The 16,369-nt window shown below is 65.2% G+C and carries 13 protein-coding genes; 7 read left to right on the top strand and 6 right to left on the bottom strand.

Annotated features, from left to right (window positions below):
* Positions 1-15: 15 nt before the first annotated feature.
* Positions 16-2,052 (bottom strand): excinuclease ABC subunit UvrB, encoded by a 2,037-nt coding sequence (gene uvrB / locus SynWH8101_RS00450; RefSeq protein WP_130128114.1) that lies wholly within the window; start codon positions 2,050-2,052, stop codon positions 16-18.
* 94 nt (positions 2,053-2,146) lie between these two features.
* On the opposite strand from uvrB, the gene mutS reads away from it, so the two are divergent.
* Positions 2,147-4,864 carry a DNA mismatch repair protein MutS gene (mutS, locus tag SynWH8101_RS00445; protein WP_130128113.1) on the top strand — a complete coding sequence of 906 codons (2,718 nt, stop codon included), beginning with the start codon at positions 2,147-2,149 and terminating at the stop codon, positions 4,862-4,864.
* Here mutS and SynWH8101_RS00440 read toward each other — a convergent pair.
* Together SynWH8101_RS00440 and SynWH8101_RS00435 are read right to left on the bottom strand one after the other, a co-directional pair.
* Complete coding sequence (locus tag SynWH8101_RS00440) at positions 4,849-5,274, bottom strand: phage holin family protein (protein ID WP_130128112.1); 426 nt, start codon at positions 5,272-5,274, stop codon at positions 4,849-4,851. The genes mutS and SynWH8101_RS00440 overlap by 16 nt on opposite strands.
* 59 nt (positions 5,275-5,333) lie before the next feature.
* The gene (locus SynWH8101_RS00435; RefSeq protein ID WP_130128111.1) at positions 5,334-6,107 is read right to left on the bottom strand and encodes a DUF561 domain-containing protein; all 774 of its coding nucleotides are present in this window, start codon (positions 6,105-6,107) and stop codon (positions 5,334-5,336) included.
* 50 nt (positions 6,108-6,157) lie between these two features.
* Between SynWH8101_RS00435 and tilS the strand changes: the two genes are divergently transcribed.
* Together tilS and SynWH8101_RS00425 are read left to right on the top strand one after the other, a co-directional pair.
* Entirely contained in the window at positions 6,158-7,195 is a 1,038-nt protein-coding gene (gene tilS / locus SynWH8101_RS00430) for a tRNA lysidine(34) synthetase TilS (RefSeq protein ID WP_130128110.1), read from the top strand.
* Positions 7,192-7,797, top strand: a complete 606-nt coding sequence (locus SynWH8101_RS00425) for a hypothetical protein (RefSeq protein ID WP_130128109.1) — start codon at positions 7,192-7,194, stop codon at positions 7,795-7,797. The genes tilS and SynWH8101_RS00425 overlap by 4 nt, the downstream gene beginning before the upstream one ends.
* Positions 7,798-7,825: 28 nt before the next feature.
* On the opposite strand, the gene SynWH8101_RS00420 is transcribed toward SynWH8101_RS00425, so the two are convergent.
* From SynWH8101_RS00420 to SynWH8101_RS00410, 3 genes are read right to left on the bottom strand one after another with little or no spacing between them, the layout of a single operon-like run.
* Entirely contained in the window at positions 7,826-9,844 is a 2,019-nt protein-coding gene (locus tag SynWH8101_RS00420; RefSeq protein ID WP_130128108.1) for a ribonuclease J, read from the bottom strand.
* A 59-nt stretch (positions 9,845-9,903) separates the two neighbouring features.
* Positions 9,904-10,812, bottom strand: a complete 909-nt coding sequence (gene dapA, locus SynWH8101_RS00415; RefSeq protein WP_130128107.1) for a 4-hydroxy-tetrahydrodipicolinate synthase — start codon at positions 10,810-10,812, stop codon at positions 9,904-9,906.
* Positions 10,809-11,795, bottom strand: coding sequence for an aspartate-semialdehyde dehydrogenase (locus SynWH8101_RS00410; RefSeq protein WP_130130271.1), 987 nt, complete (start codon positions 11,793-11,795; stop codon positions 10,809-10,811). The genes dapA and SynWH8101_RS00410 overlap by 4 nt, the downstream gene beginning before the upstream one ends.
* Positions 11,796-12,018: 223 nt before the next feature.
* Between SynWH8101_RS00410 and tig the strand changes: the two genes are divergently transcribed.
* The 4 genes from tig (at position 12,019) to SynWH8101_RS00390 (ending at position 16,356) form a co-directional block, all read left to right on the top strand.
* On the top strand, positions 12,019-13,455 hold the full coding sequence (gene tig, locus SynWH8101_RS00405) for a trigger factor (protein WP_130128106.1): 1,437 nt from the start codon (positions 12,019-12,021) through the stop codon (positions 13,453-13,455).
* 57 nt (positions 13,456-13,512) lie between these two features.
* Complete coding sequence (clpP, locus tag SynWH8101_RS00400; protein ID WP_130128105.1) at positions 13,513-14,202, top strand: ATP-dependent Clp endopeptidase proteolytic subunit ClpP; 690 nt, start codon at positions 13,513-13,515, stop codon at positions 14,200-14,202.
* 86 nt (positions 14,203-14,288) lie between these two features.
* Positions 14,289-15,641, top strand: coding sequence for an ATP-dependent protease ATP-binding subunit ClpX (gene clpX, locus SynWH8101_RS00395; RefSeq protein WP_130128104.1), 1,353 nt, complete (start codon positions 14,289-14,291; stop codon positions 15,639-15,641).
* A gap of 19 nt (positions 15,642-15,660) precedes the next feature.
* Positions 15,661-16,356 (top strand): lecithin retinol acyltransferase family protein, encoded by a 696-nt coding sequence (locus SynWH8101_RS00390; protein WP_130128103.1) that lies wholly within the window; start codon positions 15,661-15,663, stop codon positions 16,354-16,356.
* The last annotated feature ends 13 nt before the right edge of the window (positions 16,357-16,369 follow it).

The following is a 16,369-nucleotide window of genomic DNA, read 5'->3' as shown; positions in this document are numbered from 1 at the left end:
TCACTGCCCACCTGATCAGTGGCTGCCCACCAGCTTGTGGCGCAGCTGCTTGATCCGGTCGCGCAGGTTGGCGGCTTCTTCAAAGTCGAGCTTTTTGGCCGCCTCCTTCATCTTCGCTTCGAGCTGCTCGATCAATTCCGGCAGGGCATCGAGAGCCATGCCCTCAGCGTCATCCTCGAGGGCCTGCACCGCCTTGCCGGCCACCTGCACCAGATCGGCATCAGGACCTTCGCTTTTCAGTTTGCGAGAGAGCTCCAGGAAGCTCAGGATCGAATTGCTCGCCTTCTTGCCCGCCGCCGTCGGCACGATGCCATGCTGATCGTTGTAGGCCTGCTGGATCTTGCGTCTCCGCTCGGTTTCCTCGATCGCCTTGGCCATCGAGTCGGTCATGGTGTCGGCATAGAGAAGCGCTACCCCCTCCACGTGCCGTGCCGCCCGGCCGATGGTCTGAATCAAGGAGCGTTCCGCCCGCAGGAACCCCTCCTTATCCGCATCAAGAATCGCCACCAGTGACACCTCCGGCAGATCCAGACCCTCCCGCAGCAGGTTCACCCCCACGAGCACGTCGTATTCGCCGAGGCGCAGGTCCTGGATGATCTCGATCCGCTCGATCGAATGGATCTCTGAGTGCAGGTAACGCACCCGCACCTCGTTTTCAGCGAGGTAGTCGGTGAGATCTTCCGCCATTCGCTTCGTGAGCGTGGTCACCAGCACCCGTTGCTGTTTGGCGGCGCGGCTGCGGATCTCGCCGAGCAGGTCATCCACCTGTCCCGTCGTCGGCCGCACCTCCACGATCGGATCCAGCACCCCGGTGGGCCGGATCACCTGTTCAGCCACCTGACCCTTGCTCACCTTGAGCTCCCAGTCGCCCGGGGTGGCGCTCACAAACACCGATTGTCGCGCTTTCTGCCAGAACTCGTCACCTTTCAACGGTCGGTTATCGGCAGCGCTGGGCAAACGAAAGCCATGCTCGATCAGCACCTTCTTGCGGGCCTGGTCGCCGTTGTACATCGCCTGCAGCTGGGAGCAGGTGACGTGACTCTCATCCACGATCAACAGCCAATCGTCAGGGAAATAATCGATCAGGCATTCCGGCGGGCTGCCCGCTTCTCGACCGGCCAGATGACGGGCGTAGTTCTCCACACCATTGCAATAACCCACCTGCTGGAGCATTTCTAGGTCGTAGGTGGTGCGCTGCTCAAGCCGCTGGGCCTCCAGCAGCTTGCCCTCGCTGTGCAGCACCTCCAGCCGCTCCTTCAGTTCACGCCGGATCGCCTTGATCGCCGAATCGAGGCGATCCTTGGGGGTGACGAAGTGCTTGGCGGGATAGATGTTCACCGCCTCCAGGCTCTGGAGGATCTCACCGGTGGTGGGGTCCACGTAGCGGATCGCCTCTACCTCATCACCAAACAACTCGATCCGCACCAACCGGTCGTCGTAGGCGGGGCCGATCTCGAGCACATCGCCCTTGATCCGGAAGCGGCCGCGGGCGATCTCCGTGTCGTTACGACTGTATTGATTGTTCACCAGATCCCGTAGCTGAGCACGGATGTTCAAGGTGTCCCCCACCTCGAACTTCACCGCCGCCTTGAGATATTCACTCGGAATCCCCAGGCCGTAGATGCAGCTGATCGAGGCCACCACAATCACATCGCGTCGCTCGAACAGAGAGCGAGTCGCCGAGTGCCGCAGCATGTCGATCTCTTCATTGATCGATGCCGTCTTGGCGATGTAAGTGTCGCTGACCGGAACGTAGGCCTCCGGCTGGTAGTAGTCGTAATAGGAGATGAAGTATTCAACAGCGTTGTGGGGAAAAAATTCCCGCAGCTCGTTGCAGAGCTGGGCTGCCAAAGTTTTGTTGTGAGCGAGCACCAGAGCCGGCCGGCCGGTCTGGGCGATCACATTCGCCATCGTGAACGTCTTACCCGTTCCCGTGGCCCCGAGCAGGGTCTGGAAACGTTCACCAGCATTTACCCCCTCCACCAGCTGCTGGATCGCCGTCGGTTGATCGCCCTTGGGCGAGTAAGGCGCCGAAAGCTCGTAGGCAGGCATGGGTCGAAGGCCGGCAGCCGGTGGTTCAGGTTACGGGGAATGACCCCACCCAGGATCGGTACGATCCCGCTAGTGCCCGCACCGGACGCGCCCCATGCCAAGGTCCGCTGCCCAGCCCCCGGAACAGGCCCTGCAGGGCAATCTTTTCGGCGCTCCTGAACCCGCCGCGGATCCATCGCCGCCGCGGACCCGCTCCGACCAGGTCGCCGCTGCAACGGCAGACCTCAGCGACGCCAGCCTGAGCGCTGATGCCCGCCAACGGCCGCGCCAACGCCGCGAGCAGGAGGCGGAGGCAACACCGGCGAGCGACCACAGCAATGAAGCCGGCGACGACACGCCGCCCTGGGCCCATCACAGCCAGGTGGATCCGCGGCAGCTGACGCCGATGCTGCGCCACTACGTGGAACTGAAAACAGCCCATCCCGAGCGGGTGCTGCTCTACCGGTTGGGGGATTTTTTCGAATGTTTCTTCGAGGATGCGATCGAACTCTCACGCGTGTTGGAGCTCACCCTCACGGGCAAAGAAGGCGGCAAGGCGATCGGCCGGGTGCCGATGGCAGGCATCCCCCATCACGCCGCAGAGCGCTACTGCGCCGATCTGATCCGTCGCGGCTACTCCGTCGCCCTCTGCGATCAGCTCGAAACCACCCCCGCTAAAGGAGCCCTGCTCAAGCGCGACATCACCCGTGTGCTCACCCCGGGCACGGTGCTGGAGGAGGGCATGCTCCGTGCCAGGCGCAACAACTGGCTGGCCGCCGTGGTGGTGGAAGCCGCGAAGGGAACGCAACCGTTCCGCTGGGGCCTGGCCCATGCCGATGTGAGCACCGGCGATGTGCAGGTGATCGAGCAGACAGGCAGTGCAGGCCTGCATCAGCAGCTGAGCCAGCTGGAGGCTGCAGAACTGATCTGGGCGGCGCCACCCGAGGAAGCAGCGGCGCCGGCCTGGTGCCCGCAGGGGCTGGGGTTGACGCCGATGGCAACCACTCCGTTCAGCCGTCCGGAAGCGGAAGCCACCCTCCAGCAGCATTACGGCCTGGCGAACCTTGATGGCCTCGGTCTGGCCGATCAGCCCCTGGCCCTGCGCGCCATCGGAGGCCTGTTGCGCTACTTGCGCGACACCCAGCCCCTAGAGGACGACCTGCGCGTGCCCTTGGAGGTGCCGCAGATTGTCCACAGCGGCGATGCCCTGATCCTCGACGCCCAGACGCGCCGCAACCTGGAACTCACCAGCACCCAGCGAGATGGGCAGTTGCAGGGGGCCTTGCTCTGGGCGATCGATCGCACCCTCACCGCCATGGGTGGTCGCTGTCTGCGGCGCTGGCTGGAGGCGCCACTGATGGATCGCCATCAGATCGAGCAGCGTCAGGCGCTGGTGTCGACCCTGGTGGAACAGCGCAGCCTGCGACAAGGCCTGCGCCGCCTGCTGCGGTCCATGGCCGACCTGGAACGACTAGCGGGCCGCGCCGGTGCCGGCCATGCCGGTGCCCGTGACCTGGTGGCGATCGCCGATGGACTCGAACGGCTGCCCCAGCTGGCCGGGCGCCTCAACGCTGGACTTGACGATCGGCACCCCGACTGGCTCCAGGCTCTCTGCACGCCGGATCCGGCCTTGGCGGAGCTGGCTCAAGCGGTGCGTCATGCCCTGATCGACACGCCACCGCTGTCGCTGAGCGAGGGCGGCCTGATCCACGATGGCGTCGATGCGCTGCTGGATGGCCTGCGCAACCAGCTCGACGACCAGGATGCCTGGCTGGCCGAGCAGGAACGATTGGAGCGGCAGACCAGCGGCAACGCCAACCTGCGCCTGCAGTATCACCGCACCTTCGGCTATTTCCTGGCGGTGAGCAAAGCAAAGGCGGCCTCAGTGCCGGACCACTGGATCCGGCGCCAGACCCTCGCCAATGAAGAACGCTTCATCACCCCTGAGCTGAAACAACGGGAAGGCACGATCTTTCAGCTGCGGGCCCGCGCCTGCCAGCGGGAGTACGAACTGTTCTGCCAATTGCGCGAACAGGTGGGCGCCATGGCCGCTCCGATCCGCCAGGCCGCCCGTGCTGTAGCCGCCTTGGATGCGGTGTGTGGTCTGGCGGAGGTGGCCGCCACCAGCGCCTGGTGCGCGCCCACGATCAGCGATGGTCGCGAACTAAAAATCACGGCCGGACGGCACCCGGTGGTGGAGCAACTGCTGGTGGAACGCAGCTTCACCGCCAACGATGTGCATCTAGGCCAGGGCACCGATCTGGTGGTGCTCACCGGTCCGAATGCCAGCGGCAAGAGCTGCTACCTGCGCCAGATCGGCCTGATCCAACTGCTCGCCCAGATCGGCAGCTGGGTGCCGGCCGATTCAGCCACGGTGGGCATCACCGATCGCATCTTCACCCGCGTCGGCGCCGTCGATGATCTCGCCGCCGGCCAATCCACCTTCATGGTGGAAATGGCGGAAACCGCCAACATCCTTCATCACGCCACCGATCGCTCCCTGGTGCTGCTGGATGAAATCGGCCGTGGCACCGCCACCTTTGATGGCCTCTCCATCGCCTGGGCCGTGAGCGAACACCTGGCTGGCGATCTCAAAGCCCGCACGGTGTTCGCGACGCACTATCACGAGCTCAACAACCTGGCTGCAGAGCGCCCGAATGTGGCCAACTTCCAGGTGCTGGTGGAGGAAACCGGCGATGACCTGCTGTTTCTGCACCGCGTACAGGCCGGCGGCGCCAGCCGCAGCTACGGCATCGAAGCCGCCCGCCTCGCCGGCGTTCCCGCCCCGGTGGTGCAGCGAGCCCGCCAGGTGCTCGATCAGCTGGCGGCGTAATCCATCAACGCCGCCCTGGTGGCCTCCACATCCACGAGCCCCAGGGCACGCAGCACAAAAGCGCTGATCACGCTGTAGACCACCGCCCCGAGGATGGCGCTGAACAGGCCGTGCTTGAGGCGAAAGCCGTTGATCAACCAGGCCGCGATCCCAAACAGAACGATCGTGATCAACCAGTTGAACAGGAACGACACCGGCGCAATCAGCCCCCCAAGGGACGTGATCGCCCAGGCCGGTCCGAGCACAAGCTTGAGGGGCCAGATCAACAGGGTTCCGAGCAGGCCGATCAGGACCGCCGCCCAGAGGGCCGTGCCGAAGTTGGCCATCTCCACCCCCAGGGGCAGCGCCGCCACGAGCAGCAACACCAACGCACGGATCGGCCACTGCAGCAACCAGCCAAGGGTGTTCATGGCGTGCAGCGCGATGCTCCCAGAACGCTAGAGACACCGCGCCGAACTGACCAGCTCGATCAGACCCGCAGGGTGAGGGCACTACCGAGCGCCTCGCGCAGACCGCGAACCACCGCCACCATCGCCAGCTCATCGGTGAGGCGATTCACGGCCGACCCCACACCCACACCGGCAGCACCGGCGGCGATCGCCATCGGCACCGTCACGGCCGAGAGGCCAGACGCGCAGAGCACAGGGGTTGAAAGGCCTGCCTGATGCAAAGCCGTGCTGATGCTGTGGGCGGCTGCCAGGGTGGGTGCCGCCTTTTCGATCAGGCCGAGGCTGCCGGCGCTGAAGGGCTTGGCACTGGTGCCGCCTTCGGTCTGGATCAGGTCGGCACCGGCCGCCACCAGATCCACCGCCAGCTGCTCCTGCTGATCCATCGGCAGCACGTGGGGCACGGTCACGCTCAGCACCACCTCGGGCAGCAGGGCTCGGGTCTGGCGCGTGAGCTCCAGCACCTCAGCCGCTCCGAAGATCCGGCCCTGGGGGTAGAAGGCATCGAAATTGCCGATCTCCACCATCGCCGCACCGGCCGCCACGGCTGCCACAAATTGCTCGGGCTCCACCGACGAGACGCACACGGGCACTCCACCGGAGTCGCGCATCGCCAGGGCCACCAGCTCCGGATCACAGGCCACATCGATCAGATCGGCGCCACCGCGTCCGGCGGCGCGGGCGACCCGGGCCACGGACGCGGCATCGAAATTCATTAGGCCGGCGATCACCTTCAGGGCCGAGCGCTGCGCGAGGCGCTCACGCAGGGCAGCAGGCAGGGAGCTGAGGCGCGTCATGATTCGAGTTCGGATCAGTCGATTCTCCCACCGCACCCTCGCCGCGTCCCATGGGCTGGACCGTCTGGCACGACCGCCTGCATCGGCGCCTGCTGCGCCAACCGCACTGGTTGCCGCAGGGCGGTCGACTGCTGCTGGCCCTCTCGGGCGGACAGGACTCGATGGCCCTGCTGGCGCTGCTGCGGGACCTGCAGCCCCTGCATCGCTGGCAGCTCCATCTCTGGCATGGCGACCACGGCTGGCATGCGGGATCCAGCCGGATCGCGGCGGACCTGCAGGCCTGGTGCCGTGCGGAGGGTCTGGATCTGGCAGTGACGCGTGCCGCGTTGGAGAGCCATGAGCGCAGCGAAGCCGGTGCCCGCGCCTGGCGGTATGGCGCCCTCGCCGCCGAAGCCGAACGGCTCAGCGCCCTGCACCCCCAGAGCCCATGCCGCGTGGTGATCACCGCCCACACCGCCAGCGACCGCGCCGAAACCCTGCTGCTGCAGCTGGCACGGGGAACGGACTTGGCCGGACTCGGTGGTCAGCGCAGCCAGCGCCCCCTGGAGAGCGAGGGTGAGCTGCCATTGGTGCGTCCCTTGGTGGATTTCAGCCGAACAGACACCGCCACGATCTGCCAGGAGCTAGCCCTGCCGGTGTGGCAGGACCCCAGCAACACTGACCCCAGCTACGGACGCAACCGCATCCGCGCCGAGGTGCTGCCGGTGCTGGAGAGCCTGCACCCTGGCTGCACGGAGCGCCTGGCGGACCTGGCGGACCGGATGGCCGGGCTTCAGGACAGCCAGAGCGAGCTGATGGATCTGGCCCTGCAGGGTCTTGTGGGCCTGGACGCAGACCCTGCCCCACAGGCCAGCCGACGCCTACCCCGGCGACCTCTGGCCAGCCAACCGGAGCCCCTCCGCCGCAATCTTCTGGCCCACTGGCTGCGCCGCAACGGCGCTCCCACCGTGACCGCAGCGTGCCTGACCGAGCTGGCCCAGGCCATATGCCCGGGCGCCGCGGCAGCCGGCCGCGACCTGCCGGCCGGTTGGCGGATTCACTGGAATGCTCGCTCGGTACAACTGGAGCAGCGCAACGGCTCGCCATGAACGACGACTTCCAGCAGCGCTATCTCGATGCAGAGCAGGCCTATGGCGCTGGCGACTACCGCCGTGCCGCAACGATCACCGAACAGTTGCTGCAGGAGCTGGACAGCGTGCCGGCCGGCGGCGACAACAACGAAGCACGACTGGCCTGGCGCGCCTTTGTGGCCCTTCTGCTGGGCCACGTGCAGTTTCATGGCCTCAAGGATCCGATCGCCGCACACGGGCCGTACCGCCTGGTGCTGGACAGCCAACCATCCGACACCCTGCGAGAGCTGGCAGAACAGGGCCTGGAAGCCTGTGAGCAGACGGCGTCAGAGCCGCCACCCTCGCAAGCGAATCAGGCCGACGCCCTGACCCGCGATCCCTTCCTCAGCGAGCCAGCGGTGCTGGTGAGCATGCAGGAAGAGACGCCGAGCTCGGCAACACCTTGGCTCGACACAGCGACGCCAACCGTAGAGGACGCCACCCCACCGGAACCACCGGCAGAGCCTGAGCCGATCAAGCCAGAGACGTCAGAGACCTCGCCACCGACACCAGCTCCCCAGCCTGACCCCTTGATCCTTCTCGAAGGGGCCCTGCTGCGACTCGATCTGCGCGATCGCTGAACAGTCTCCGTCCAGGTGCCGGCAGTGCTCAGGCCGCTGCCGAACGACGGCGACGGGTGCGACCGGCAGGCATCTCCTGCTCGGGCTCGGGCCGTCCTGCGGCCACCTTGGCAGCTGCAGGAGCAGGAGCGGTGGCTGCAGCGGTGGGAGCTGAAACGGGTGCCGCCTTCGCCGGTGCTGCCGCACGCTCACGCCGACCGTGGTGTCCACCCTGACCGCCACCACCGTGGCCGCCACGGCCACCGCGGCCCCGAGGTGCGGGCCTGTCATCGGGCTCGGCATCGGCTCGGCCCTTGTAGACCGGCGTGCCTCCAGGTGCGGGCTGCACGAGGCAGAGGATCAGGGGCTCCACCTGCAGCTCACGGCGCATGCGCCGGCCCAGACCCACCTCCACTTCTCGCTGCACGCCCATCCAATCCACTTCCGGCGTCTTACCGCCGCTGTTGCGTGTGAGCTGCTTCCAGCGGTTCTCCAGCACCCAGCTGATCTCCCGCTCAGTCCAGAGCGACATCTTGCGGGCATCCGCCGTGGTGACCACACCGCGCAGATTCACGCGCGGCGGCGCCACCATCGCCCCATCGGTGCTGATCGCCGCCAGGATCGTGACGATGCCGTCTTCCGCGAGCTGTTGGCGCTCCTTGAGCACCCGCGCATCCACGATGCCGTTGCGCGACTGATCAAGCAGTTCAATCCCGGCCTTCACCGGATCGCCTTTGCGGATCGACTCAGCCGTGAGCTCCACCACATCGCCGTTGTCGATGATCAGGGTGTTGTCTTCGGGCACCCCCATCGCGTGCCCGGTTCTGGCGTGGCACACCAACATGCGGTGCTCGCCGTGCACCGGCACAAAGAATTTGGGGCGGGTGAGAGCGAGCATCAGCTTCTGGTCTTCCTGGAAACCGTGGCCAGACACGTGGATGCCTTCGCCCTTTCCATACACCACCTTGGCGCCCAGCATCATCAACCGATCGATGGTGTTGACCACAGAAATCGTGTTGCCGGGAATCGGGCTGGCCGAGAAAATAATCGTGTCGGTGGACTTCACCTTCACCTGGGGATGCTCACCGCGTGAAATGCGACTGAGGGCCGCCAAGGGCTCCCCCTGACTGCCAGTCATCAGCAGCAACGTTTCCCGATCGGGCACGTCGTTGATCTGCTTGATCGGCACAAACAGATCATCGGGAGCACGCATGTAGCCGAGTTCCCTGGCCTTGGCGATCACATTGAGCATCGAACGGCCAAGCAAGCCCACCTTGCGCCCGTTCTTGAGCGCCAGCTCCAAGATCATCGACACGCGGTGAATCGAGCTGGCGAAGGTGGTGATGATCACCCGGCCCTCCGCCTGCGCCATGTGGCGATCGAGATTGGGGAACACGGACCGCTCCGGCGGACAGAAGCCGGGCACCTCGGCGTTGGTGGAATCGCTGAACAGACAGAGCACACCTTTGTCGCCGTAATGGGCGAGACGGGCCAGGTCGAAATGCTCGCCATCCACAGGCGTGTGGTCGAACTTGAAATCGCCGGTGAAGATGATCGTGCCCACCGGTGTGGTGATCGCCAGCGAGAAGCTGTCGGCCATCGAGTGGGTGTTGCGGATGAATTCCACCGAGAAGTGCTGACCCACCCGCACCACATCACGGGGCCCGACGGTCTGCAGCGTGGTGCGATCAGTCACCCCCGCCTCATCCATCTTTCCGGTGAGCATCGACAGGGCCAGGCGGGGCCCGTAGATCACAGGAATATTGAAGTGCTTGAGGTGGTGGGCGATGCCACCGATGTGATCTTCATGACCGTGGGTCACGATCATGCCGCGGATGCGCTTCTGGTTCTGACGCAGAAAGCTCGTGTCGGGCAGCACCACATTGACGCCGTGCATGCCGTCGCTGGGAAAGGCCAGGCCGGCATCCACCAACATCAGGTCATCGCCGTACTCGAACACGCAGGTGTTCTTGCCGATCTCATGCAATCCCCCGAGGGGAATCACGCGCAGACAGGGCTCCTGAGTAGCGGCAGTGCCCTGGCGAGATTGGGAGATCGAAGAGGTCATGGAGGTGAAAGTGAGATCAAGAGGAACAACAAAGGCGTGATCGCCTGCCAGCCGTGGCGTCAGGTCTGACGCAGGGCAGCGAGGGTCTGGTTCAGGTCATCGCGCATGGCGGCACTGAGGGGAACAAGGGGAAGACGGGGGGCTCCGACCGGCCAGCCGCTGGCCTCGAGGGCGGCTTTGACAGGAATGGGATTGGTGGTGGCGAAGAGGGCTCGGAAGAGCGGCAACAGCTGCTCGTGCTGTCCGAGCGCCTCGGCGTTGCGGCCACTGAGCTGGGCTTCGATCATGGCGCGGATGCGGCGACCCACCAGATGGCTGGCCACACTCACCACGCCCACAGCGCCCACGGAGAGCATCGGCAGGGTGAGCGCGTCATCGCCGCTGTACACCGCCAGCCTGGCGCCGCAGGCCAGGCGCAGCTGCGTCACTTCATCGGTGCTACCACTGGCGGCCTTGAAGCTCACCACATTGGCGCAATCCATCAAGCGGGCGACGGTGCCCGGCGCCATGGAGCAGCCGGTGCGGCCGGGGATGTTGTAAAGCATCAACGGCAGCTCGGGCGCCGCCTCGGCGACGGCGCGGAAATGGGCTTCCAGGCCTTCCTGGGGCGGCTTGTTGTAATAAGGCACCACCACCAAAGCGCCATCGGCTCCAGCCGCAGCCGCTTCCCGGGTCGCCTCGACGGCTTCGGCGGTGCAGTTGCTACCGGTGCCGGCCAGCACTTTCACGCCCGGACCCACCGCCTGGCGCACCGCCTCCAGCAGTTGCACCTGCTCCTGCCAACTCAGGGTGGGCGATTCACCGGTAGTGCCGCAGACCACCAGCCCATCCGAACCCTCCTCCACCAGGTAACGCGCAAGGCGGCCGGCGAGGGCCAGGTCGACCCGACCCTCGACATCAAAGGGGGTCACCATCGCCGTGAGCAGACGGCCGAAGGGCGTGGGGGAAAGGGCAGCGGCGAGGCTCATGACGAGGGAAGCAAGAGTTCGGCGATCTGAATCGCGTTGAGGGCGGCACCCTTGCGGATCTGATCACCACACAACCAGAACTCCAGGGCATGGGGATCACTGATGTCTTGCCGGATCCGACCCACCGCCACCGGATCCCGACCGGTCACATCGGTGGGCATGGGGAACCGGTTGGCCTCGACGTTGTCGATCAACTCAACACCGGGAGCCGCTGCGAGCAGGGCGCGGGCCTCCTCCACCGGAAACGGCTGCTCAAATTCCACATTCACCGCCTCGGAATGGGCCCGCAACACCGGCACACGCACGCAGGTGGCACTGAAGCGCAGGTTGGGCAGGCCCATGATTTTGCGCGTTTCATTCACCATCTTCATCTCCTCCTCGCAGTAGAGATTCGGCTGCAGCGGCGAGTTGTGCAGAAAAAGGTTGAAGGCGAGGGAATGGGGCAACACCTCACTGGTGGGGTCACCGCCATCCAGCACCACCTGGCTCAACCGGCGCAGTTCCTCCATGGCGCGGGCCCCAGCACCACTCGCCGACTGATAGGTGCTGACCAGCACCCGTCGCATCGGACGTTTCGCCGCAAGGGGAGCGAGGGCGAGGGTGAGCAGGATCGTGGTGCAGTTGGGGTTGGCGATGACGCCCTGATGCTGGAAGGCCGCCTTCGGATTCACCTCAGGCACCACCAGGGGCACGCCCTCCTCCATGCGGAAGGCGCTGGAGTTATCCACCATCAGGGCACCGGCCTCCGTAATGGCCTGGCGCCATTGACGCGACACCGACCCACCAGCAGAGGCGAGCACCAGATCCACCCCTTCGAAGGAGGCAGCCGTCACGTTCTGAACCGAATGCTCCTGCCCCTTCCAGATCTGGGTCGTTCCAGCGGAGCGGGCTGAAGCAAGCAGTCGCAGCTCACCCACTGGAAACGCACGCTCATCCAGCAACTGCAGGAGCTCCTGTCCCACTGCACCACTGGCACCAAGCACGGCAACGGTGAGCGGGCGATCAGGCAGGGAGCCTCGAGACAGCGATGGAAGAGATGGCAAGCGGTGGGGATGGGGAACGGTAGAAAGATGCAGGCCTCAGGCCCTGGTTCGGATTCCGGCGGCAGCAACGGGCCGGATGACCGGAAAAACGCTGCCATAACAATACGTGGCGGGCCCGGCGCTGGCGCTTCCATACAGTGTTGGGCTGCCTGAACCCTTACGCATGAGCGCCGCCACCCTGACCGTCAAAACCACCGCCTGCCCTGGCAGCCGCCTGTCGGTGGAAGTGGCGGTTCCGGCGGCCCGTTGCAAGGAGAGTTACGAAGCGGCGATTTCACGCCTAAGTCGCACGATCAATCTGCCCGGTTTCCGCAAAGGCAAGGTGCCTCGCGCCGTGCTGTTGCAACAAATCGGACCGCTGCGCATCCGAGCCACGGCGCTGGAATCGATCGTGGACGCCGTGTGGCGCGAAGCGATCGAACAGGAAAACATCGAAGCCCTTGGGCAACCGGATCTGAGCGGCGGTTTCGAACCACTGCTGGAGGCCTTTGATCCGGGCAAAGACCTCACCGTGACCCTCGAAACCGATGTGGCCCCGGTCCCGAAGCTCAAAGCCACCAAAGGACTGAAGGCGGAAGCCGAGAGCGTGCGCTTTGATCCCTCCCAGGTGGACGCCATGCTCGAGCAGTCGCGCAAGCAGATGGCCACCCTGGTGCCGGTGGAGGATCGCTCTGCTGCCAACGGCGATGTGGCGGTGGTGAGCTTCGAGGGCACCTACAGCGACGACGGCTCCGCGATCGAAGGGGGCAGTGCCGACTCCATGGATGTGGAGCTGGAAGACGGCCAGATGATCCCGGGCTTCGTGGAGGGCATCCTCGGCATGGCAATCGGTGAGGAGAAAACCGTGGATTGCCAGTTCCCCGAGGATTACCCCAAGGAGGATGCGCGCGGCCGCAAAGCCAGCTTCGTGATCAACCTCAAGGATCTCAAGACCCGCGAGTTGCCCGAGCTGGATGACGCCTTCGCCCAGCAGGCCAGCGACAAAGCCACCATGGCGGAACTGCGCCAGGAGCTGGAGCAGCGCCTCAAGGACGATGCCGAGCGTCGTCAGAAGAGCAATCGTCATGACGCCCTGCTGGCAGCCCTGGTGGAGCAACTGGAGGTGGAGCTCCCCGCCAGCCTCGTGCAACAGGAGGTGCGCAACCTGGTGGAACAGACCGCCGGCCAGTTCGCCCAGCAGGGCATGGACGTGAAGTCGCTGTTCACCCCCGACTTGGTGCGCTCCCTGATGGAGTCATCCAGGCCTGAGGCGGAGGAACGCCTGCGCCGCAGCCTCGCCCTCAGCGCCCTGGCCGAAGCCGAGAACCTCAAGGTGGACGAGGAGGAGATCGAAGCGAAGCTGAAGGAGGTGAAGCGCCAGCTCTCCGGCGAGCGCGACATCGATCCCCAGCGCCTGCGCGATGCCGTGGTGGACGACCTCCTGCGCGACAAGCTGCTCGGCTGGCTGGAAGAGAACAGCAGCATCACGGAAAAGGTCGCGGCAACGCCAACCGAAGACAAGGACGCTGCAGCCAAACCAGCAGCACCGAAAAAAGCCGCTGCCAAAACGAGCAAAGCCAAGGCCAAAGCCGAGCCCGACACCGCTGAGGCGGACGCCTGATCAACATCAGGCCGAGCAGCACCCATAGATTGAGCTGAGAACGCCACCTGCCGCCGCGTGATCGACGCCCGTCTCCACCACCCGATTCAGAACCGCTGGCGGGGCATCCGTCCCGTCTCGGGACTGCCATCGGCATCTCCAGGCGTGCTGCCCACGGTGGTGGAACAGTCGGGACGAGGTGAGCGCTCCTTCGATATCTATTCGCGCCTGTTGCGGGAGCGGATCATCTTCCTTGGCACCGGCATCGACGACCAAGTGGCCGATGCCCTCGTGGCCCAGCTGCTCTTCCTCGAGGCCGAGGATCCGGAGAAAGAGATTCAGATCTACATCAACTCCCCGGGTGGTTCAGTGACCGCCGGCCTGGCGATCTACGACACGATGCAGCAGGTGGCACCCGATGTGGTGACCATCTGTTATGGCCTGGCGGCGTCCATGGGGGCCTTCCTGCTTTCCGGCGGCACCAAAGGCAAACGGCTCGCCCTGCCAAGCGCCCGAATCATGATTCACCAGCCCCTCGGCGGTGCTCAGGGTCAGGCGGTGGACATCGAAATCCAGGCCCAGGAGATCCTCTTCCTCAAAGACACCCTCAACGGCCTGATGGCCGAACACACCGGCCAGCCCCTGGAGAAAATCGCCGAAGACACCGACCGGGATTACTTCCTTTCACCAGCGGAAGCGGTTGAATACGGATTGATTGATCGCGTCGTGGACAGTTCCGGGGACGGAGGAATCGTTACGGAGGGCTGACATGGCTCAGCTCCGCCGCGATCCTTGGAGTCCGGATCGGCCGCACGGCCCCTCCGTCTGCAAACCGTTGAAGTGATCAGCGCCCGATGGCCAAATTCGACGCCCATCTGAAGTGCTCCTTCTGCGGCAAGTCGCAGGAGCAAGTGCGGAAGCTGATCGCCGGCCCCGGTGTGTACATATGCGATGAGTGCATCGATCTGTGCAACGAGATCCTCGATGAGGAACTGATCGACGCCCAGGGCAATCCCCGCCATGGCGCCGAACCGGCCCGCAAGGGCGGCCAGGCCCCCCGCAAGAGCAGCAAGCCCGCTCCCACACTCGCCTCGATCCCAAAACCCCAGGAGATCAAATCCTTCCTCGACCGCCAGGTGGTGGGCCAGGAAGCGGCGAAGAAAGTGCTGTCGGTGGCGGTGTACAACCACTACAAACGCCTGGCCTGGCAGGGCGATGGCAATGGCGAAACCGAACAGACCGCCACGCGGTTGCACAAGAGCAACATCCTGCTGATCGGCCCCACCGGCTGCGGCAAGACCCTGCTGGCCCAGACCCTGGCGGAGCTGCTGGATGTGCCTTTCGCCGTGGCCGATGCCACCACGCTCACCGAAGCCGGTTACGTGGGCGAAGACGTGGAAAACATCCTGCTGCGGCTGCTGCAGAAATCCGACATGGATGTGGATCAGGCCCAGCGGGGCATCATCTACATCGACGAGATCGACAAGATCGCCCGCAAGAGCGAGAACCCCTCGATCACCCGGGATGTGTCGGGCGAAGGGGTGCAGCAGGCGCTGCTGAAAATGCTGGAAGGCACCGTGGCCAACGTGCCGCCCCAGGGGGGCCGCAAGCACCCGTATCAAGACTGCATCCAGATCGACACCAGCCAGATCCTGTTCATCTGCGGTGGTGCCTTCGTGGGCCTGGATGACGTGGTGCAGAAACGACTCGGCCGCAACTCGATCGGCTTCATGCCCGACGGTGGCCGGGGCCGGCATCGGGCCAACCGGGATCTGCAGGCGGCCCAGGTGCTGCGGCACCTGGAACCCGACGACCTGGTGAAATACGGCCTGATCCCGGAGTTCATCGGTCGCATGCCGGTGAGTGCGGTGCTGGAGCCCCTGGATGAGCACGCACTCGAATCGATCCTCACCGAACCGCGCGATGCCCTGGTGAAGCAGTTCCGCACCCTGCTGAGCATGGACAACGTGCAACTCGACTTTGAAGCGGGAGCGGTGGAAGCGATTGCCCATGAGGCGCACCGCCGCAAAACCGGGGCCCGAGCCCTGCGCGGCATCGTGGAAGAACTGATGCTCGATCTGATGTATGAACTGCCGTCTCGCAAGAACGTGAAGACCTTCACCGTGACGCGCGCCATGGTGGAGGAACACACCGGCGGCAAGGTGCTGCCCCTGCCCGGCAACGAGCGTCAGCAGGAATCGGCCTAGGCCTGTGATCTGAACCGCCGTGGCTGCTGCCGATCACCTCACCGTTCCCCGCCAGCACGGCCTGTTTCTGCATCACGGCATCGATCTGGGTGATGGCAGCGTCGCCCACTACCTCGAGGGCCGCGAAATCCTGCGCAGCCCGCTGAACGACTTCAGCAGAGGCCTGGAGATCCGGGTGGTGGACCACCCTCAGGCCTCGCCCGCAGGCATCACCCTGCGCCGGGCGATGAGCCGCATCGGTGAGCAGCGCTACAACCTGCTCTTCAACAACTGCGAGCATTTCGCCACCTGGTGCAAAACGGGTCGCCACCGCAGCGGCCAGGTGGAGGACTGGCTGCACACCGGCAGCCTCGGCGCTCTGGCCCTGGGCCAGCTGATGCCGGCAGCCCTGCTCACGGGCCTCGGCCTGCTGCTACGCAAGGGGCTGGTAGATCAAGGCTCGCGCGAACGGGCGAGGCGCGGCCTGGAGCAGCTGGAACAGCTGCGGCTGCGCTTGCTTCAGAAACTGGAAACCACCCTCGAGCAGGCGGAAGGCTGGATCCGGGGCGGGCCCGACAACGGCGCCGCCGAGCGGGGCAACTCTCAAAGTCGACGCTTACTGCAGGCAGGGCAGACCCTGGCCGATGAACTAGCCGCGGTGGAGGAGATGGAGCAGCGGATCGTGGCCCTGCTGGAGGGGGCTCCAGAAGGAAAGAAGCCGAACCAGGCTGAGTAGTCTCTGGGTCCCG

The organism is Synechococcus sp. WH 8101, from assembly GCF_004209775.1.
GTDB lineage: Bacteria > Cyanobacteriota > Cyanobacteriia > PCC-6307 > Cyanobiaceae > Synechococcus_C.
Note: the sequence above shows the minus strand (reverse complement) of the source record. Positions and strands in the feature narration are given on the sequence as shown.